18 protein-coding genes are annotated in these 19,273 nt (G+C 64.6%); 10 read left to right on the top strand and 8 right to left on the bottom strand.

Annotated features, from left to right (window positions below; translation table 11 throughout):
• Positions 1-27 precede the first annotated feature (27 nt).
• Positions 28-1,896: an ATP-binding protein gene (locus LAQ73_RS10885; RefSeq protein ID WP_224268310.1), complete on the bottom strand. Its 1,869-nt coding sequence runs from the start codon at positions 1,894-1,896 to the stop codon at positions 28-30.
• Positions 1,897-1,998: 102 nt separating this feature from the next.
• Between LAQ73_RS10885 and LAQ73_RS10880 the strand changes: the two genes are divergently transcribed.
• On the top strand, positions 1,999-2,340 hold the full coding sequence (locus LAQ73_RS10880; RefSeq protein WP_224268309.1) for a DUF7113 family protein: 342 nt from the start codon (positions 1,999-2,001) through the stop codon (positions 2,338-2,340).
• 12 nt (positions 2,341-2,352) lie between these two features.
• On the opposite strand, the gene LAQ73_RS10875 is transcribed toward LAQ73_RS10880, so the two are convergent.
• From LAQ73_RS10875 to LAQ73_RS10860, 4 genes are all read right to left on the bottom strand, one after another.
• Positions 2,353-3,609 (bottom strand): DNA double-strand break repair nuclease NurA, encoded by a 1,257-nt coding sequence (locus LAQ73_RS10875; protein ID WP_224268308.1) that lies wholly within the window; start codon positions 3,607-3,609, stop codon positions 2,353-2,355.
• A 108-nt stretch (positions 3,610-3,717) separates the two neighbouring features.
• Positions 3,718-4,023: a hypothetical protein gene (locus LAQ73_RS10870; RefSeq protein ID WP_224268307.1), complete on the bottom strand. Its 306-nt coding sequence runs from the start codon at positions 4,021-4,023 to the stop codon at positions 3,718-3,720.
• Positions 4,024-4,169: 146 nt separating this feature from the next.
• Positions 4,170-4,607: a DUF7993 family protein gene (locus LAQ73_RS10865; RefSeq protein ID WP_224268306.1), complete on the bottom strand. Its 438-nt coding sequence runs from the start codon at positions 4,605-4,607 to the stop codon at positions 4,170-4,172.
• 23 nt (positions 4,608-4,630) lie between these two features.
• Positions 4,631-5,089 (bottom strand): DUF2240 family protein, encoded by a 459-nt coding sequence (locus LAQ73_RS10860; protein WP_224268305.1) that lies wholly within the window; start codon positions 5,087-5,089, stop codon positions 4,631-4,633.
• A gap of 154 nt (positions 5,090-5,243) precedes the next feature.
• On the opposite strand from LAQ73_RS10860, the gene LAQ73_RS10855 reads away from it, so the two are divergent.
• Positions 5,244-5,618 (top strand): 30S ribosomal protein S8e, encoded by a 375-nt coding sequence (locus LAQ73_RS10855; protein ID WP_224268304.1) that lies wholly within the window; start codon positions 5,244-5,246, stop codon positions 5,616-5,618.
• Positions 5,619-5,954: 336 nt separating this feature from the next.
• On the opposite strand, the gene LAQ73_RS10850 is transcribed toward LAQ73_RS10855, so the two are convergent.
• Complete coding sequence (locus LAQ73_RS10850) at positions 5,955-6,956, bottom strand: phosphate signaling complex PhoU family protein (protein ID WP_224268303.1); 1,002 nt, start codon at positions 6,954-6,956, stop codon at positions 5,955-5,957.
• 334 nt (positions 6,957-7,290) lie between these two features.
• Between LAQ73_RS10850 and LAQ73_RS10845 the strand changes: the two genes are divergently transcribed.
• The 7 genes from LAQ73_RS10845 to LAQ73_RS10815 all read left to right on the top strand — a co-directional run bounded on the left by LAQ73_RS10845 (position 7,291) and on the right by LAQ73_RS10815 (position 14,413).
• A complete protein-coding gene (locus LAQ73_RS10845) occupies positions 7,291-8,346 on the top strand; it encodes a PstS family phosphate ABC transporter substrate-binding protein (protein ID WP_224268302.1) in 1,056 nt (351 codons plus the stop codon).
• A gap of 104 nt (positions 8,347-8,450) precedes the next feature.
• Positions 8,451-9,371 (top strand): phosphate ABC transporter permease subunit PstC, encoded by a 921-nt coding sequence (pstC, locus tag LAQ73_RS10840; RefSeq protein WP_224268301.1) that lies wholly within the window; start codon positions 8,451-8,453, stop codon positions 9,369-9,371.
• 43 nt (positions 9,372-9,414) lie between these two features.
• On the top strand, positions 9,415-11,040 hold the full coding sequence (gene pstA, locus LAQ73_RS10835; protein ID WP_224268300.1) for a phosphate ABC transporter permease PstA: 1,626 nt from the start codon (positions 9,415-9,417) through the stop codon (positions 11,038-11,040).
• A gap of 3 nt (positions 11,041-11,043) precedes the next feature.
• Complete coding sequence (gene pstB, locus LAQ73_RS10830; RefSeq protein WP_345778383.1) at positions 11,044-11,922, top strand: phosphate ABC transporter ATP-binding protein PstB; 879 nt, start codon at positions 11,044-11,046, stop codon at positions 11,920-11,922.
• Positions 11,923-11,928: 6 nt separating this feature from the next.
• Entirely contained in the window at positions 11,929-12,594 is a 666-nt protein-coding gene (gene phoU / locus LAQ73_RS10825; RefSeq protein ID WP_224268299.1) for a phosphate signaling complex protein PhoU, read from the top strand.
• Between the two features lie 228 nt (positions 12,595-12,822).
• On the top strand, positions 12,823-13,491 hold the full coding sequence (gene phoU, locus LAQ73_RS10820) for a phosphate signaling complex protein PhoU (protein WP_224268298.1): 669 nt from the start codon (positions 12,823-12,825) through the stop codon (positions 13,489-13,491).
• Between the two features lie 187 nt (positions 13,492-13,678).
• Positions 13,679-14,413, top strand: coding sequence for a competence/damage-inducible protein A (locus LAQ73_RS10815; RefSeq protein WP_224268297.1), 735 nt, complete (start codon positions 13,679-13,681; stop codon positions 14,411-14,413).
• 219 nt (positions 14,414-14,632) lie between these two features.
• Here the strand turns inward: LAQ73_RS10815 and LAQ73_RS10810 are convergent, their stop codons facing one another.
• Positions 14,633-16,858 (bottom strand): CDC48 family AAA ATPase, encoded by a 2,226-nt coding sequence (locus tag LAQ73_RS10810; protein WP_224268296.1) that lies wholly within the window; start codon positions 16,856-16,858, stop codon positions 14,633-14,635.
• 231 nt (positions 16,859-17,089) lie between these two features.
• Here LAQ73_RS10810 and larC point away from each other — a divergent pair, with 231 nt between their 5' ends.
• Complete coding sequence (gene larC, locus LAQ73_RS10805; RefSeq protein WP_224268295.1) at positions 17,090-18,451, top strand: nickel pincer cofactor biosynthesis protein LarC; 1,362 nt, start codon at positions 17,090-17,092, stop codon at positions 18,449-18,451.
• On the opposite strand, the gene LAQ73_RS10800 is transcribed toward larC, so the two are convergent.
• Positions 18,452-19,225 (bottom strand): hypothetical protein, encoded by a 774-nt coding sequence (locus LAQ73_RS10800; protein ID WP_224268294.1) that lies wholly within the window; start codon positions 19,223-19,225, stop codon positions 18,452-18,454.
• Positions 19,226-19,273 lie beyond the last annotated feature (48 nt).

Here is a 19,273-nt window from a genome sequence, read left to right as displayed (position 1 = left end):
CGGCGGTGCGGGCGACTAGCCGGGCGACTACCGCCCGTGCCGCGTCAGGCAGTTCGACAGGCCGATGAGTTCGACGGGTTCGGAGTTGTCCGGCGAGTAGACGACCATCTGGCCCTTCTCCATGTACGGCACCTTGCTCTCGAGGTTCGGCGGGATGTTCACCGACTTGATGGCGTCCTCGTCGCCGAGATTCAACACGAGTTTCGTGTTTATCTGCTTGAACACCGACTCGGCGATGTCCTGGGGGTCCTGCGTGATGAGGAACAGCCCGAGACGCTCCTTTCGGCCCTGTTTGGCCGCCTCAGTGAACTTCCCGATGACGTTTCGGGCCTGGACGCTGTCGGCGTCGGCGAGGAAGTTGTGCGCCTCGTCCATGCCGAGAATCACGGGCGTCTCGTCGATGCGGTCGTACTCGGGGTCGTTCGAGAGCTTCTCGTCGATGAGCAGACTCGACACCGCGAGGACGACCATCTCCGCCGCGCGGCTGTTGGAGACGTGGTACGTCGGCACCACCGTGAGTCCGCCGGGTCGGACGAGCTGGTGAACCAACTCGGTGATGGGCCGGGCGTCGCCGTCGAACACGTCGTTGGCCGCCTTGGTCCGCGTCTTCCGCTTGACCGCGTCGAACGTCGCTTCGTGGACGTGGCCCGACTCGTTCAGTTCCTCGCGCAGCGCCGGGTCGTCGAGAAACGACTGGAAGCCGCGGTACGTCCCGGACGGGTTCTGCCGGAAGTACCGGTCCAGAAGGAGCGTGAGCGCGTTGTACTGGTTGTCATTGAGCGCCGCGCCCGCGACGAGCCACGGCCAGCGCCGCACCATCGAGAACGGGACGGTGAAGCGGACGCGTTCGGCGCGGTGGCCCTCGCCGGGGTAAGAGGCGTCGCCGACCTGCGGAACGAACGCGAGAGTGTCGTTGTGGCCGCCGTAGGCGACGCCCTCGCGTTCGAGGCGGCGGGCGAACTCCGAGTCGAGTTCGCCGTTGTCGTCGTGCATCTGCGCGTACTCGTCCTGCGGGTCGAACTGGACCACCGCCGGGCGCGCCGTCCGGCCGTCACCCATCTCGTAGGTGCGCTCTTCGGCGAGATACTGCCGAAGCACGTTCTTCGAGGCGTGGGTCTTGCCGGACCCGGTTCCCCCGGCGACGAGCGTGTGCCGGAAGACGAGCGGGTCGCCCTCGCTGTAGTCGTCTTTCACCCGGTAGTCGATGGTCGGCGGGTCCGCCGCGGTACGGACCTTCTCGCCGCCGACCGAGAGATGGCCGAGGAAGACGCCGTCACCCGGAATCTTCAGTCCCGTCTTTATCTCGTCGGCGTCGGTCGCCTCCGTCACCGTCGCGCCCGGTTTGGGCACGCGGTCGGTCATCCGGCGCTTCAGTTCGCCCCCGTCGTCGTACAGCACCGCGACGGGGTCCAGCGCCGCGACGAACTTGTAGTCGCGCTCGGGGAACTCGGTCCGCCGCATCGCGCGGCGGGCGTGGATCTCGGTCGCGTCGTCGGCCTGGAACTCCTGGGCGTACTCCAGTCCCGTGATACGGCAAAAGAGCGTCTCTGCGTCCGGATAGGGGACGAGCAGGTACTTGCCGAGGCGGACGGAGTCACGGTTGCCGGTCGTGACGAACGCGCGGAGGGCGGTGTCGCGCTCGTCTTCGGCGACGCAGAGCCCCTGTGACACCGAGAGCGCGCCGATACCGCGGTCGGCGGTCGTCGGTTCGACGTCGAGGCGGTCGAAGGACTGTTCGGCGGCGTCGAGTTCGGGAGACCCGCGGCCGCCGGTGCCGTCGACGCCGGTGGTGTCGGCGTCGGAGACGTCCGCACCGGCGTCGGTCCGCGACTCGGTGGTCGAGTCACCGCTGTCGTCGTCGGGGTCGAAGTCAGTGAAGTCACCGAGGTTAGACATATCTCGGCACACGACGGCCCCCTTGATGGACCTTTCCCTCCGGCGGACGACGGAGGCGTCCGTCGGACTACCGCTTTTTACGCTCGCCTGCGTACGTCGAGTATGCTTCTGGTTCGCGGCTGCGGCGGCGGGACGGCGCTCACTGGGACGGTTTTCGAGCGTGGTGAGGTTGCGCCGTCGTTCAAAGGCGCGCCCGACGAGGACGCGCCGTACGTCTGGGTCTGCGACGAGTTCTACGAGGTCGAAAGCGGCGGGTCGCCCACCCAAATCAACGGCGAGACGATTCGCGTCGCCTTCGAGTCGCCGATGCCCCGCGGATTCGACACGCGAAACCAGGCGTTGGCAGCGGCGAAAGAACACATCCGGACGCAGTTCGCGCGCGTCGGCGTCACCGAAGGCGACGTCGAGATAGCAGTCGAGAAAACCGAGCCCGGCCCTCGGTGAACGCCTCCGGGTTCAGAACAGCTCTCCCCAGCGGATACCGTTGTAAGTGCGGACGTACTCGGTGCCGACGTCTTCGGCCAACTTCCGTCGGAGCGACGCCTTCTCGTGGGCGCTGATGCGGGCGAGTTCGTCGGCTTTCGTGACCGCGGGCGGCGGTCCGCGGGCCCCGGCGACGTCGTGGAGGATCTGTCGCGTGAGTCTCGCGCGGCGGTCGGCGTCTCGGGTGAACGCGTACGGTGCTTCGACTTTGTAGAGCACGCCGTGTCGCGGGTCGTAGAGGACGAAGAACGTCACCTCGTACAGTTCCGGGTCGAGTCGCCGTTCGACGCCGAGGGCGTCGCCGTCGGCGGCGAGGGTTCGGTCGGACCCGCCGCGGGAGACGAACCACGAGGTGAACGTGAGGTCGTCGGTTCGGCGCGCCGTCTCCCCGGCGGCGTCCGGCGGGGTTCGACGCTCTAAGAGCCGAGAGAACAGCGCCGTATCGTCGGCCCACGGCGCGTCGACGCCTTTCGTCTGGAGCGTCCGGGTGACGAGCTTCGAAATCGGGTTCTTGACGAAGCCGACCAGCGGCACGTCGCGTTCGACGAATCGCTCGACGAGACGGACGTAGTTCTCGACGATATGCCGTGGTTTCGCCTCCTCGGCGAGTTCGCGGAGTTCGGCGTCGCGGTCCCGCCAGTTGAACAGTTCTTTCGGGTAGATGGGACCGTCGAGAATCAGGAGGTCGGAGACGTCGTCGGCGTGTCGGAGTGCGTGCTCGCTCTCGGCGAGGTACAGCGACAGCGCGTGGACGACGCCCTCGGCGTAGCGGTTCACGTTGGGCGCTTGGAGCACGCGGAGGCGGCTGTACGCCTCGTCGTGGGTCTGCCACTCGGTGCCGAGTTTCGCGTAGCGGTCGTTTGTGTGCGTCGTGAGGACGATGCTGCGCGAGCGATGCAGATCGAGGTCCGAGGGGACGCTCGCCATCGCGGCGTGCGCCATGTCGAGAACCAGTCCGTTCTCGAACGTGGTCGGGTTGATTGTCCCCGAATCGAGACCGTGGACCGTCTCGAACGGCCGCTCCGCGAGGGCTACGTCGTCGACGGCGGCGGCGCGGAGCGACTGCTCGCCGAGCGGTTCGACGACCGCTCGGCCGTCGTATCGAAGCGGGTCCAACCACTCCTCCCACACCGTCCGCGCGAGGTCCGTGTGGTCACCGTCGTCGACGTTCTCGGCGAGCACGCGGGCCAGCGCCGCGATGCCGTCGACGTGGACGGGGTCGAGGGTCATACCCCGAGTGGGTGTCTCATCCGATAAAAAGCCACGCGGTCGGTGGACGCCGCGGACGTCGGCAGAGAAAAGCGTCGTCGGATACCGCGTCTCGTCTTCGGAGGGTCCTCAGTCGGCGTTCTGCGGGGCCGAACGCGGCGATGGTGACTCTGCGCCGACGCCGAACTGGTCGCTGAACCGATGGGGCGAACGCATCAGCGCGATGAGGCTCCACATGACGCCGGTCAAGAGCGACCCGACCGCAGAGAGCGTCATGCCGAGCGTGAAGAACGTGGTTCCGTAGACGATACCGATAGTGGCGGAGGGGAGTGTCGTCCCGAGCGGGACGTTCGCCATCGAGTCGCGCAGCGTCGGCACGAGGACGAGAAGCGAGAACACGCTTCCGGCGAGGAAGATGAGGTCCTGCCACATCATCGTACGAACACCTTAACGATCGAGTTTTTGGAGGGGGTGGTGATCATCGAATAGAGAGAAACGACGCCCCCTGAAAAGACTTACTCATTATAGAGTAAATACAATCATGACGGATAAATCGGTCGTTAACCCACGTGTCGGTTCGTTTAACGAGTCCCAAGCACCGCCTCGAACACCGGAAGAGTCCACTTCACCTGCGCGCCGTCTTCGACGAACACGAGCGTTCGGGGCGGCCGGACTGCCTTCGGCCGGACGCGGAGATTCGCGTCTTCGGCAGCGTCGACCGCGGCCGCCGGGCCGACGATAAACTCCACGCGCGCGCGATCCGACTGGACGTACACCTCGGCGAGACGGGTTCGGTTCTCGGTGGCGTCACCATGGTCGCCATGGTCGCTATCCGCGGGGGCGTCCGACTCAGTGGCGTCGACAGTGTCGACGGCATAGGCGAACGCGCCGTCGGCCGTCGCTTCGACGTCCGGGTCGGCGTCCACGACGCGAAGCCGCTCAGAGGAGCCGCCGCCTTCGAGTTCGGAAGCAAGTAGCTGTGCGATACGCTTTCCATCGGCGAGTCGGTCGTCGGCCATACCGACTGAAGAAGCGTCGCGGGTTACTCGGTTTCGGTCAGGTCGGCTCGGACGGCGTCGGCGACATCGGCGACGTCGACACCCTCGTTGTGAGCGGTGAGTACCGCCGCGGTCTCCAACGTCACGCCGAGACGGTGCTGGCGCTCGTTGGCCGTCGCCACCGCGTGTTGTTTGTCGACGCCGGCGGCGACCAGCGCGTCGAGGACGCGCTCGAACGTCGACTGTTCTTGGAGGATGGACTCGTCGGGAACGAACTCGCGCGGGATCTCGACGTCGTCGGGGTCGAACGTGGGGACGAGGTCGTCGCTCTCGTCGTCGCGGTCGAGTAGGCCGCGGCCGACCGCCACGTCGACGAGCCGTTTCGCCTGGTCCGGCGAAAACCACCCGCGGTCCAGCGACAGCACGACGACGAACTCCCCCTCGCCGAGGCGTTCGCTCCCGCGCTGGCGAAACGGGACAGCCGTTGCGGTCCGCAGACTCATAGACGAGACCACGGGTTGGGCGGTCAGTAAAGCTTGCTACTCGCGGCGAGTTCGGCGTCGAGAGCCGGCCACGTGCGACCCTTCGACGCGCGTCGACGCGGACCGGCGATACAAGTTCGAGCGATTCAAGTAGTTGCTGGCAGTTCTTCGGGGTATGAAAGACCAAGGACGCTCCCAGCGAAAGCGAACCGGCGGTCGCCTCCGACCGTCCAGCAACAAGAAGCGCTACCAACTCGGCCGCGAACCGGCGGAGACCACCGTCGGCGAACCTCGATTCCAGATCATCGACTCCCGCGGCAGTAACACCAAAACCCGTGCGCTGGCGACGAACGTCGCGCAGGTCGCACAGGGCGGAGAGGTCAGCGAGGCCGACATCGAGACCGTCGTCGACAACCCCTCGAACGTCAACTACGCCCGCCGGAACATCATCACGAAGGGCGCGGTCATCGAAACCTCCGCCGGCCGCGCCCGCGTGACCTCCCGTCCGGGCCAGACCGGACAGGTCAACGCCGTCCTCGTTGACGAGTAACGAGCTTTCTACTCCACCTTTTACGCTGCGCGGACGGCTTCGCCGTCCGCTCGGTAAAAGCTGGACCAAAAGCACAGCGTCACCCCCTCAGGCGCTCCGCGCCTTCGAGGCTTCCTCGGCCCACTCGCTCGGGCTACGCCCTCGCTCGTGGTAGAGCTGCTTGTCTGCGGCTTCCGAAATTTGTTGTCTCCAAGTCACAGTTCCGCGAGCGAACGGAGTGAGCGAGCGGGCCGACGATTGAGTGGAGGCGCGAAGCGCCGAAACGAATGAGGAGTGCTTTAGGCCGAGCTTTTGCCGAGGAGCGGCGAAGCCGTCCGCGCAGCGTAAAAGGTGGCGTTACGGTGTGGGCGCGGCCTTCTGCAGCGCCGTCTCGGCGATGTTGCCGCCGTAGTCGGCGCTCCGGGACAGCGAGTCGACGATGAGGCCGAGCATCTGCGCGCGGACGGGGTCGAGGTCGCGGAGTAGTTCGTCGATGGTGCGCGCGTGTGCGTCGATATCCTGGACGGACTCGCGGGCCTCGTTAGCGATTTCGGTCGCCTCGACGCTGTCGTCGGAGAACAGCGCGTCCATACCCGCGTCGACGACGGTAGTCGCGTCCTCGTGCAGTTCCCAGAGCGCGTCGAGGACATCCTCCTGAACCGGTTGTTCGATATTGAGCGTGAGATGTGCAATCTTCGTCGCGTGGTCCGCGACGCGTTCGAGCTGTCGGGCCGAGGAGTGGTAATCGAAGCAGACCTCGCGCGGGAGGCCAAGTTCCTCGGCGGCTTTCGGCGTGCGGAGCGTCGCGCGGAAGATGCGCGAGACGACCATGTAGAGGCGGTCGACGTCGTCGTCGCGCTGGATGACGTCCTGGGCCATGTCCATGTCGAGTTCGGCGAGGGCACTCACCGCGTCTTCGAGCATCGACAGCGCGATGAGTCGCATCCGAGTGACGGCGTTGTGAATCGAAAGCTCAGAGGAGTCCAACAGGTCGCGGATGACGATTCGGTCGCGGGTCTCCTCTAACACTTCGAGACCGACGAGTCCCTGCGTCGCCTGCCGGACCGTCCGACGCTGGTCGTTCGTGATACGACCGCTTTCGAGGGCGATAACGTCGAATCCGCTGACGTACATCGTCATCACCGCGCGTACGAGTTCCTGGCCTTCGAGCTGCGAGATGTCGAGCGTGCCCTCGGTTCGCTCCTCCTCGCTGCGAGGCGTCAAGAACAGCGAGTCGCCTTCGGGGTAGAACTCGACTTCGCTTCCGGCGCTGACGCCGTTTTCGGTCGCCCACTCCTTCGGAATCGATACTGTGTACGTCGACCCGCCCGTCACCTGCACCTTTCGCGTTTCGACCATGTGGGGAGATGGGTGTATCCACATGATAAATCTGTCCTTCAACTATATACTGAACTGCTAAGATATGGTGTGATAGCTATCCCGAAGGAACGGAAGCCGCCAAAGACTTTTTCGCGACGCCTCCTGATTACTCATTACGCAGTGATAGGCGAAATATACGTCCGACGAAACCCGATAAAAGGCCTCTCTGGACGAGTTATCGCCCCAATTCGAATATAGAGTAAGTTTAATGACATTTTTTCAGCACTGGATTCTATCGGTACTATTTCTCATACCTATTTCTATATAGCTGTCATAGCAGGCTACTTATGTCTCAGTCGGTCATGAATGGTTGATGACGCAGCAGACGTCGAAGGGGACGGACGGCGTATCACGGCGCAAATTCATTATCGGTGCAGGCGCGGCCGGTGTCGCCGGTCTCGCGGGCTGTACTGGCAATCCCGGTTCGGATGACAACTCCGGTGGAAACGGTGGTGGCTCCAACAACGGCGGGTCCGGTAACGGGTCCGACAACGGTGGCTCCAACGGCTCCGGGAATCTCTCGGGCGAAGTCATCATCAAGGGAAGCAGTACCGTCTACCCCGTCTCCGAGGCGATGGCCGAGGAGTTCATGAAGGAACACGACGTGAACGTCTCTGTCGACTCGACCGGCAGCGGTGGCGGGTTCCAGAACCACTTCTGCCCCGGCAACGCCGACATCAACGGCGCATCGCGTCCGATTAAGGACAGCGAGGTGCAGCTCTGCAACGACAACGGCGTCGAACCCATCGAGTTCCAGGTCGCGAGCGACGCGCTCACCGTCGCAGTCAACAACAACGCCGACTGGGTCGACTGCCTGAGCTTCGAGCAGCTCTCGCAGATTTGGCGTCCCGACGGCGCGCAGAAGTGGAGTGACATCAACTCCGACTGGCCCGACGAGGAGTTCGAGCTCTACGGCCCGGCCTCGTCTTCGGGGACGTTCGACTGGTTCATCGACAACGTCATCCAAGACGCCGACGCGATGCGGGATGACTACGAACCCACCGAGGACGACAACCGCATCATCCAGGGTATCCAGGGCTCCGAGTATGCGATGGGCTTCTTCGGATTCGCCTACTACGAGGAGAACAAGAACAACGTCAAAGCGGTACAGATCAAGGAGAACGCGGACGGCCAGTGCACAGAACCCAGCCTCGAGAACGCCAAGAGCGGCGACTACCCGATGGCGCGGCCGCTGTTCATCTACGCGTCGCAGTCCTCGCTCGAGGAGAAAGAGCAGGTCTACGCGTTTACGGAGTACTACCTCGAACAGGCCGAGACGGACCTCGTCAGCCAGATCGGCTACGTCCCCAGCAGCCAACAACTGCGCGACGAGAACCTGAGCAAGCTCGAACAGTACAGCGGCAACTGAGCCGATACATCGACGCTCCCTAATTTCAGGAGGGAGACACGTTCACACGGATAAACAACACGAATCATGCCGCTTTTGAGGACGCACAACACAGTCACCACAAGATGAGCCAGGAAACCAACACTCCCGACTTCGTCGGACAGTCGGGCATCCGCTCCGCGCGGGAGCAAAGCATCAAGTGGCTGTTGTTCGGTTGTGCGGCGCTTTCGGTCGCGGTCACGGCCGCTATCGTCGCGACGCTCCTGTTCGACGCGATCGATTTCTTCCTCGAAGTATCGCCGGTGGGATTCTTCCTTGGGACCGAGTGGAGTCCGACCATCAAAGAGGAGTTCGGCGTTCTTCCGCTGGTCGCCGGGACGCTGTTCGTCACCGCCCTGTCCGCGCTGATCGCGATTCCCGTCGGCGTCGCCTCCGCGACGTACCTGAGCGAGTACGCGAGCCCCCAAACGCGATCGATAATCAAGCCCGCACTCGAAATCCTGGCTGGCATTCCGACCGTCGTCTACGGGTACTTCGCACTCGTCTACCTCACTCCCGCGCTCGAGTGGCTCGGACTCCCGCTGAGCACGTTCAACGCCCTCAGCGCGTCCATCATGATCGGAATCATGATTATCCCGATGGTTTCGAGTCTGAGCGAGGACGCGATGAGCGCCGTCCCCGACTCGCTCCGACAGGCCGGGTACGGCATCGGGGCGACGAAACTGGAGGTTTCGACCGGCATCGTCATTCCAGCGGCGGCGTCCGGCATCTTCTCCTCGTTCATTCTCGCGCTCTCGCGGGCCATCGGGGAGACGATGATCGTCGTCGTCGCCGCCGGGATGCGACCCCGGCTCGTCCCGAGTCCGTTCGAGTCGCTCGAAGTGATGACCGCCGCGATGGTCCAACTCGTGACGACGGACATCGCGGGGGGTTCGACCGCCTACAGGGCGATGTTCGCCATCGGCATCACGCTGTTCACTATCACGTTCGCAATGAATCTCGCCAGTTCGTTCGTCGCGTCTCGGTACCGGGAGGAGTACCAATGAATCGTCGTCGGAACGACGGCACGTCCGCGGGGGTGAACTGTTGATGGCGACCGAACAGGAGGGAGCGACCGGCGGTTGGTTCGGCGAAACCGGACAGATTAGCCGCCTGCCCGGAAAGGCGTTCGCAGCGGTCTGTCTATCGGCGACGCTGTTCGGCATCGTGATGGTCGCCGGACTACTCGTCTACGTGACGAAGGACGCTATCCGGCCGCTCACCGCGAACCCGGGATGGTTCCTCGTCTTCTTCCTCACGCTCGTCGCGCCCTCGGTCGCGGCGCTCGGCTACTACAGGCGACGAGGCGACGGCGAGGCGACGGTCGCGCTAACCGCCCTCGGCATTCCGTTCTTCGGACTGCTGCTCGGCAGCGGCGTGCTGCTGCTGTTTATCGACGTGCTCAGCGTCGTCGAATGGTTCGCGTTCGTCGTCGCCGCCGTCGTCGCCGGAGGCGTCATCGCCGGTCACCGACGGCTCCGAGCGGGCGCGTCGTTCGCCGAGGAGTTCGTCGTCGCGGCGGCCTCCCTCGTCGCGCTCGCACCGCTTACGTTCGAGTTCGTCTCAACCTTTCCCACAATCCCGGAAGCATGGCTCATCTACCTGTTCACGTTCGGACTGGGCGGGGCGGTCGTCGGCGGTCTGGTCGTCGCCCGACGTCGAAACGACCGGCGAACGGGAGCCATCACAGCCGGTGCGTTGTTCGCGGTCGCGACTGCAGGCGTGTTCATCGATCCCTCGACCGGAATAACGCCGCAGATCTGGGTCATCCTCTTCACGTTCGCCGGGATGCCGACGGTGCTGTACGTCGAATCCGTCGTCCGTAGCCGTCAGCGACGACCGCTCGGACTGCTGTTCCCGTTCATCGTCGTCGCCGGGATGCTCCTCGGTGCCGCGCTGGTCGACCTGCTCGGATTCGCCGGCCCGGAGGCGTGGCTCGACTTCCAGTTCCTTACTAGCGCCAACTCGCGGTTCCCCGAGGAGGCCGGCATCTACCCGGCGCTCATCGGATCGGTGATGATGATGGTCGTCGTCGCCGTCTCGTCGTTCCCCATCGGCGTCGGCGCGGCGCTCTACCTCGAAGAGTACGCACCCAACGACGGTCCGCTCGGGGTCCTCGTCCGGTTCATCGAGATAAATATCTCGAATCTCGCGGGCGTCCCCTCGGTCGTCTACGGGCTACTGGGGCTGGCGCTGTTCGTCAACTGGCTCAACTTCGGCAGCGGTATCGTCGTCGTCGGCGGGATGACCATCGGACTGCTCATCCTGCCCATCATTATCATCTCGGCGCAGGAGGCGATTCGGGCGGTCCCGAGTTCGCTCCGCCAGGCGTCCTATGGAATGGGCGCAACACGCTGGCAGACGATTCGGCGCGTCGTCCTCCCGGAGGCGCTGCCGGGCATCCTCACCGGGAGCATCCTCGCGTTCGGCCGCGCCATCGGCGAGACGGCCCCGCTGCTGATGATCGGGGCCGCCGCGTCGGTGTTCCAACCGCCGGACGGCTTCTTCGACATCTTCAGCGCGATGCCGCGGCAGATATACGCGTGGGTCGGACAGCCGGCCTACGAGTTCCAGTACGGCGTGATGGCCGCCGGCGTCGTCACGCTCATCACCGTGATGATCTCTATGAACGCCGCTGCGATACTTATCCGGAACAAATATCAGCGGAGGTCGTAAACAATGAGTAAGGATAATATGACTACTTCCGAACCGAACACCGAGAGCGACAGTAGCGTCGAATCGCAGATGTCGCCGCGGCCCGGCTCGGAAGTGGTCGACAGCGACAAACTGAACCGTCCGAAGCAAACCGAGACTGTCGTCTCGTCGAAAAATCTCAACGTCTTCTACGGCGAGACGCAGGCGCTGCAGAACATCGACATCGAGATTCCGAAACAGCAGGTGACCGCGATGATCGGTCCCTCCGGCTGCGGGAAGTCGACGTTCCTCCGATGTATCAACCGGATGAACGACCTCATCGACTCCTGCCGAATCGACGGCGAACTCCACTTCGAGGGAAAGAACGTCTACGACGACGACGTCGACCCCGTCGCGCTCCGGCGACGCATCGGGATGGTGTTCCAGTCGCCGAACCCGTTCCCGAAGAGCATCTACGACAACGTCGCCTACGGTCTCAAGATACAGGGCAAGACCGAGAACATGGACGAGGCGGTCGAACAGGCGCTCAGATCGGCGGCGCTGTGGGACGAGGTGCAAGACCGCCTCGACGAGTCCGGGCTCGACCTCTCCGGCGGCCAACAGCAGCGACTCTGCATCGCCCGCGCCATCGCCGTCGACCCCGACGTCATCCTGATGGACGAACCGGCGTCGGCGCTCGACCCCGTCGCCACCTCGCAGGTCGAAGACCTCATCGCCGACCTCGCAGAGGAGTACACCGTCGTCATCGTCACGCACAACATGCAGCAGGCCGCACGGATCTCCGATAAGACCGCGGTGTTTCTCACCGGCGGCGAACTCGTCGAGTTCGACGACACGCAGAAGATATTCGAGAACCCCGAGAATCAGCGCGTCGAAGATTACATCACGGGTAAGTTCGGGTAACCCACCGTGCCGCGCGAGCAGTTCCAGCGTGAGCTCGACGAGTTGCGCGACGAGGTACTCGCGATGGGTGAAGCCGTCGTCGCCCGATTTCGGAAGGCGCTTTCTGCGCTCGACGACCGCGATGTCGAAAAAGCGCGCTCGCTCGTCGAGGGCGATCACGAGATAAACGAGTGGTATCTCCGCCTCGAAAGCCAGTGTGTCGACCTTCTCGCGCTCCAGCAGCCCGTCGCAGGCGACTTGCGGGTCGTCGTCGCCTCGTTCAAGATCATCACCGACCTCGAACGCATCGCCGACCTGGCGGCGAATCTCTGTGGCTACGTGCTCTCGCGGGAGCGCGAACTGTTCCCGGAGGTAAACCTCCAGGACCTCGGCGATCTCGCCGCCGAGATGGTCGAACGAGCCCTGTCGGCGTACGCGCGTGAGGACGCGGACGCCTGCCACGCGGTCGCCGACCGCGACGACGAACTCGACGGTCTCTGCGAACGCGTCGGTGAGCTCGTGGTCCGCGACCTCGTCGAATCCGACCCGGCCAAGCGAGACGAACCGATGTTCGGCGAGGTGAACCGGTTTCTGCTCACGATTCGCGACATCGAGCGAGTCGGCGACCACGCGGTCAACATCGCCGCCCGCGCGCTCTACATGGTCGAAAACGACGACGCGCTCATTTACTAGCGCCCACCCTTTACGCTGCGTTCGGTCGACTCCGTCGCCCTCGCTCGGCTTTCAGCCTCGCTTGCGATACTACGGCTAGTCACTCCTCCGGCTGTCACTGGTCCACGTACACGGCTACCCTCCCAAACGCCCCGTCGAATCGACCAGATCGCATCCCGTGTTTCGAAAATCCCCAAGCAACCACCCCAGGCACAACATACATTACTCTTACCGACGCATGTCGGAGATATGCCGCGAAACGAATATCAATCTCAGCTCGAATCTCTCCGCGAGGACGTTCTCTATATGAGCGAAGTCGTCAGCGAACGCCTCCGGATGGGGATGGACGCGCTCGAGCAGAAAGACGAGCAGCTCGCCGAAGAGATCATCAAAGGCGACGCCGAGATAAACCGGATGTACCTCGACCTCGAACAGCAGTGTATCGACCTCATCGCGCTGCAGCAGCCCGTCGCGGGCGATCTCCGCTTCATCGCCGCGTCGTTCAAAATCATCACCGACCTCGAACGCATCGCCGACCTCGCGACAAACCTCGGTGGGTACGCCAAGAGCGCCGAGCGCGACGTGTTCCCAGACGTCGACATCCAACGAATCGGCGACTTGACGCTGGAGATGCTCAGCGAGGCGATGGACGCGTACGACCGCAGCGACACCGACGCCTGTTACGCCATCGCCGAACGCGACGACGAACTCGACGCGATGTGTGAGGCGGCCAGCGAAACCGTCGTCCGCGACCTCATCGAAGGTGAGAACGACGGCGCGAACATCGAAAGCCGGATGCAGGACGTCTCCAGGCTACTGCTGACCGTTCGGGACCTCGAACGGGTCGGCGACCACGCGGTCAACATCGCCGCCCGTACGCTCTACATGATCGAAAACGACGACGCGCTCATCTACTAAACTCCGATCTTTTTACTGCGTCGGGAGTGCTCGCTCCGCTCGCACACCACTCCTTGCAAAAATCTCGACCAAAAACAGCCGCTCGCTCCGCTCGCGATACACTACTCGAACACATACCGCAAACGCACCGCCCCGGCCCGCATGCCGCCGGACCAACGCTTAATCAGCCGTAGAACGCAGTAGGGACATGGACGTGGCGATTCTCACGGTCGGCGACGAACTGCTGGCAGGGGATACGGAGAACACGAACGCGACGTGGCTGGCGCGGCAGTTGACCGGACGAGGCGCGACGGTGACGCGCATCCTCACCGTCCCCGACGTGGAGTCGGTCATCGCCAAGACAGTTCGGGAGTGGAGCGACGCCTACGACGGCGTCGTCGTCACCGGCGGCCTCGGCGGCACCCACGACGACCTGACGATGGACGGCGTCGCCGCCGCGTTCGGCGTCTCGCTCGTCGTCGACGAGGACGCGAGAGAAGACGTGATAGAGACCGTCGCCGCGTTCCGCGAGGCGAATCCGGAGCTCGCCGAGAAGTACGACCTCCAGATCGACGCCGACGCGCAAGCGTCGATTCCCGACGGGGCTCGCCCGCTTCTCAACCCGACGGGTCTCTCACCGGGCTGTGTGATGCAGAACGTCTACGTGTTTCCGGGCATCCCCGACGAGATGCACGCGATGTTCGAGCTCGTCGCCGACGAGTTCGGCGGCGACGTGACCTCCGAGACGCTTCGTACGCCCGCGCCCGAGGGTGCGGTAACGTCGCAACTCGCGCAGGTCCGCGACCAGTTCGACGTCGCCGTCGGCAGCTACCCCACCCGCGGCGGGGAGTACAACCGCATCAAGGTGACCGGTCAGGACCCCGGGGCCGTCGACGCGGCGGTGACGTGGCTCCGCGAGCACGTGGAGATCACCGAGGAGTAGGCGCTGTGCGGTTTTAGAGCAAGTAATCGTACCGCAGGCGAACAAAGTGAGCGAACGGGCCGAGGAGTGAACGGAAGCCGCGAAGCGGCTGAAGTGAACGACGAGTGCTTTTGGTCCGAGAGCAGACGCTTCGCGTCTGCTAAGCCTTCGCGGTTTTACCGCGAAGAGAGCTTTTGCCGAGGGCGCGCGGAGCGCGCCCGCAGCGCAAAAGGTCGTGGTTTACTGGAACCCGATACGACCGCCGCCGCGTTCGGCGAACTGGTCGCGGCCGCCGCCTTTGAACTGGTCCTGCATCTGCTCGTAGTAGTCCATCAGGTCGTCGGTGATTGTCGGGCGGACGTTCTCCATCGCTTTGCGGAAGTGCCGCATCTCGATTTCGGTGGCGTCGTCGTCCTCGCGGAGCGCCTCGATGGCCGCCTCGCGGGCGATGCTCTCGAGGTCGGAGCCGACGTAGCCGTCGGTGATCTCGGCGATCTCGCGGAGGCTCACGTCGGGTGCGAGCGGGCTGTTCTGCGTGTGAATCTTCAAAATCTGCTCGCGGCCCTCCTCGTCGGGCTCGCCGATGAGTACGAGGCGGTCGAACCGACCCGAACGGATGAGCGCCGGGTCGATCATATCCGGACGGTTGGTCGCGCCGATGACCATTACGTCGCCCATCTCCTCGAGGCCGTCCAGCTCGGTGAGGAGCTGGTTGACGACGCGCTCGGAGACGTTGTTGCCCATCTCCTGGCCTCTGCTGGGCGCGAGGCTGTCGAGCTCGTCGAAGAAGATGACCGTCGGGTTCACCTGCCGCGCCTTGCGGAAGGTCTGCCGGATGGCCTTCTCCGACTCACCGACCCACTTCGACAGCAGTTGCGGGCCGCGCACCGAGATGAAGTTCGCGTTCGTCTCGTTCGCGACGGCCTTCGCCATCAGCGTCTTGCCGGTGCCGGGCGGACCGTACAGCAGCACGCCTTTCGGCGCTTCGATGCCCATTCGGTTGAACTTCTCCGGCGAGGAGAGCGGCCACTCGACGGACTCCTTGACCGACTGCTTGGCGTCGGAGAGGCCGCCGACGTCGTCCCACGATATCTTGGGCAGTTCGACGAGCACCTCGCGCATCGCGCTCGGTTCGACCTCGCCGAGCGCGCCGTTGAAGTCCTCGCGCTTGACGATCATCCGGTCGATGAGGCTCGGCGGGATGTCCTCCTCGTCGAGGTCGATTTCGGGTAGGTAGCGCCGCAGCGCCTTCATCGCCGCCTCCTTCGTGAGGCTCTCGATGTCCGCGCCGACGAAGCCGTGGGTCTCGTCGGCGAGGTGGTCGAGGTTCACGTCGTCGGAGAGCGGCATGCCCCGAGTGTGGATCTGGAGGATCTCCTTGCGGCCGACCTCGTCCGGCACGCCGATCTCTATCTCGCGGTCGAACCGGCCGGGGCGGCGCAGCGCCGGGTCGACGGAGTCGACGCGGTTCGTCGCCGCGATGACGATGACCTGCCCGTGAGCTTCGAGGCCGTCCATCATCGTCAGCAGTTGGGCGACGACGCGGCGTTCGACCTCGCCGGTGACGTCCTCGCGTTTGGGGGCGATGGAGTCGAGTTCGTCGATGAAGATGATCGCGGGCGACTCCTCCTTGGCGTCCTCGAATATCTCGCGGAGTTGCTGTTCGGACTCGCCGTAGTACTTCGAGATGATCTCGGGACCGGCGATGGAGAAGAAACTCGCCGACGTCTCGTTGGCGACGGCCTTCGCCAGCAGCGTCTTCCCCGTGCCCGGCGGGCCGTGCAAGAGCACCCCTTGCGGCGGCTCGATGCCGAGTTTCTTGAAGATCTGGGGGTGCTTCATCGGCAGTTCGACCATCTCGCGGACGCGCTGAATCTCACCCTGAAGGCCGCCGATATCCTCGTAGGTGATGCCGCCCTGCGCGCGCTCGAAGCCCGAGATCGGTTCCTCGCGGAGTTCGACCTCGGTGTCTTCGGTGATGAGACAGACGCCAGAGGGGTCGGTCTCGACGGCGATGAGCGGGATCGCTTGGCCCGGCGAGCGCATGAACGGGTGGTTCGTGCTCGACATCACCGGAACGATGTCGCGCTCGACGACCGGCCGCTTCAGAATCTGGCGTTTCACCATGCCGGCGGCGTCGGAGCCGAACTGGACGCTCGCCTCCTCGGGCGGGGCGAGCACCAGTTTGTTCGCCTTCTTGGCCTCGGCTTTTCGAATCGTCACGCGCTCGCCGATGCCGACGTCGGCGTTCTGTCGGGTGAAGCCGTCGATACGGACGGTGTCGGTGTTCCAGTCCTGGCGGTCAGCGCGCCAGACCTTCGCAGCGGTCGTCTCACCTCCTTCGATTTCGATGATGTCTCCCGGTGAGAGCTTCAGATGGAGAAGCGTGTCCGGGTCGAGACGGGCGATACCGCGCCCCGAGTCGTTCGGGTACGCTTTCGCCACTTCGAGTTGGACTTCGTTCATAATGTACTCGCGGGGATACGTGCAATTCGGCGGTCACACGGGATAAGTTCTTTGCTCCCGGGGGTTTCAGCCGTACTCAGCCCCGCTGAACGTATCAATGTCACTGTGTAGCACGGTACGACGCCGTCGTACATATCGCTACCGCCCGAACAGGTCGTCTGTCACCTCCGAAACGGCGAGCGGACTGTCGGGTGACGGGGGATTTTTCTCTCTGCAAAGGGCTCGTTCTGCATGGACACACTCGCGTTCGACGGACGGATGGGTGCGAGCGGCGATATGATTCTCGCCGCGTTGCTGGCGGCCGGGGCGGACCCCGGTGCGCTGTCGCCGGTCGAAGAGACGCTCGACGTTCGATACGAAGTGGGGAACACGGTGAAAAACGGTATCAGTTCGACGACGGTCGACGTGTTGCTCGTCGACGACGAGGCTGGAGGCGACCACAGCGGCGACTCGCACGACAGGGGCAGTCGTCGACACCACGAACACGATGACGACGGCGACCACCATCACCACCACGACCACAGCGACGGGCACCACGGGCATCACGAACACGACGACCATCCCGAGCACGGCCACACCCACGCCGAGGGCTCGGGACCGCACCGAAAGTACACCGAGGTCGTCGACATCGTGGAGTCGATGGACCTGCCGACCGACGTGGAGACCGACGCGTTGGCGGTCTTCCGCATCCTCGGCGAGGCGGAGGCGGCGGTCCACGACACCGACCTCGACGAGACGCATTTCCACGAAGTCGGTGCCGACGATGCGATCGCCGACATCGTCGGCGCGTGCCTGTTGATAGACGAGTTAGGCGTCGAACGCGTGGTCACGACGCCGCTTTCGACCGGCGGGGGCGAGGCGTCGATGAGCCACGGTATCTACCCCGTACCGACGCCCGCGGTGGTCGAAATCGCCGAACGCGCCGACTGGTCGTTGAGGGGCGGCCCCGTCGAGGCCGAACTGCTGACGCCGACGGGCGCGGCGACTCTCGCCCACTTCGCCGAGGGCGTCGACCACCTCCCGCCGGTTCGGGTTCGGGAATCGGGCTACGGTGCGGGCGGCTACGACTTCCCTGACCACCCGAACGTGCTCCGTGCGCTTGTCGGCGACGGCGGCGGTCGGCTCACCCGCGAGGAGATCACCGTGTTGGAGACGAATCTCGACGACGCGCCGCCGGAGGTCCTCGGTGGATTACAGGAGACGCTCGCCGACGCGGGCGCACGCGATGTCTCCATCCTCCCGGCGACGATGAAGAAATCCCGGCCCGGACACCTCGTGAAAGTCATCGTCCGTCCGGCCGACGCCGAACGCGTCGCCCGAAAGCTCGCCGAGGAGACGGGGACGCTCGGCGTCCGCGAACACGGCGCGGGTCACCGCTGGGTCGCTTCTCGGTCCTTCGAGACGGCGACGCTCGACCTCGACGGCGGAGAGTACGAGGTGAGCGTGAAGGTCGCCAGCGACGCCGACGGCGTCGTCTACGACCGCAGCGCCGAGTTCGACGACGCGATGGCGGTGGCGCAGGAGACGGGGCTCGCGGTTCGCGAGGTGATGCGGCGCGCGGAGAACGCGGTATCCGAACGGTCCGAGACGTAGTCAGTTCTCGTCGCCGTCGGCTGACTCGGTGTCGTCGGCCCCGCCGTTTCGGTGCTCTTCCAACGCCTCGTCGATACTCAACTCGCCGGTGGCGACGCGGCGTGCCAGCGACTCGTCGATGCTTCGGTTCTCGGCGGACCGTTCCCGAGAGCGGTCTTTGATGACCTGTATCTCGCCGGCGGTCGGCTCGATCTCCCGCGAATCCACGCGTTCGCCCTCCAAATGCGCGATGTTGACCGCCGCGAGCACGTCGCCCATACCGCGAGCGCCTGAACCGAGATACGGCGTCGTCCCCGTCTCGTCGACGAGTTCGACGGGCACGCCTTCGAGGTCGTTGACGAGCTGGGCGCTCTGGAGGCGCGCCCCGTCGCCGACGCGGACGAGCGGATCGACCGTATCGTCGGCCTCGCGGCGAATCATGTCGACCGCCTCCGAGAGCGGGACCTGAAACGCGGCGACGACCATCTCACCGGAGAGAACGGCGATGCCGGGCCGCGTCCCGGGGTCGACGCCGATGACCGTCCGCCGGTCGCCGCCGCGGAGGATGGTGAGCGCCTCTTCGACGGCTTTCCGAACGTCGTCGGCGGTCGTTCGGATGTGGGTCATCTCCGCCGGCAGGTCGACGACGTCGTCGTCGGTGGCCGTGACGAGGACGTCCGTGGTGTCCGGGAGCTTCTCGCCCGGGCGGACCGTCGTGAACGTCACGCCGCGCTCGCGCAGCGCGGAGACCGCCTCGTGGTACAGCTCGAAGTCCTCCGTCGCGACGACTATCACGGGTTTCGTTGGACGCCGGGAAGGTAAAAAGTGCAGTTCGAATCGCCC

The organism is Haloprofundus salinisoli, assembly GCF_020097815.1.
Taxonomy (GTDB): Archaea; Halobacteriota; Halobacteria; order Halobacteriales; family Haloferacaceae; genus Haloprofundus; species Haloprofundus salinisoli.
This window is presented reverse-complemented; position numbering and strand designations above follow the sequence as displayed.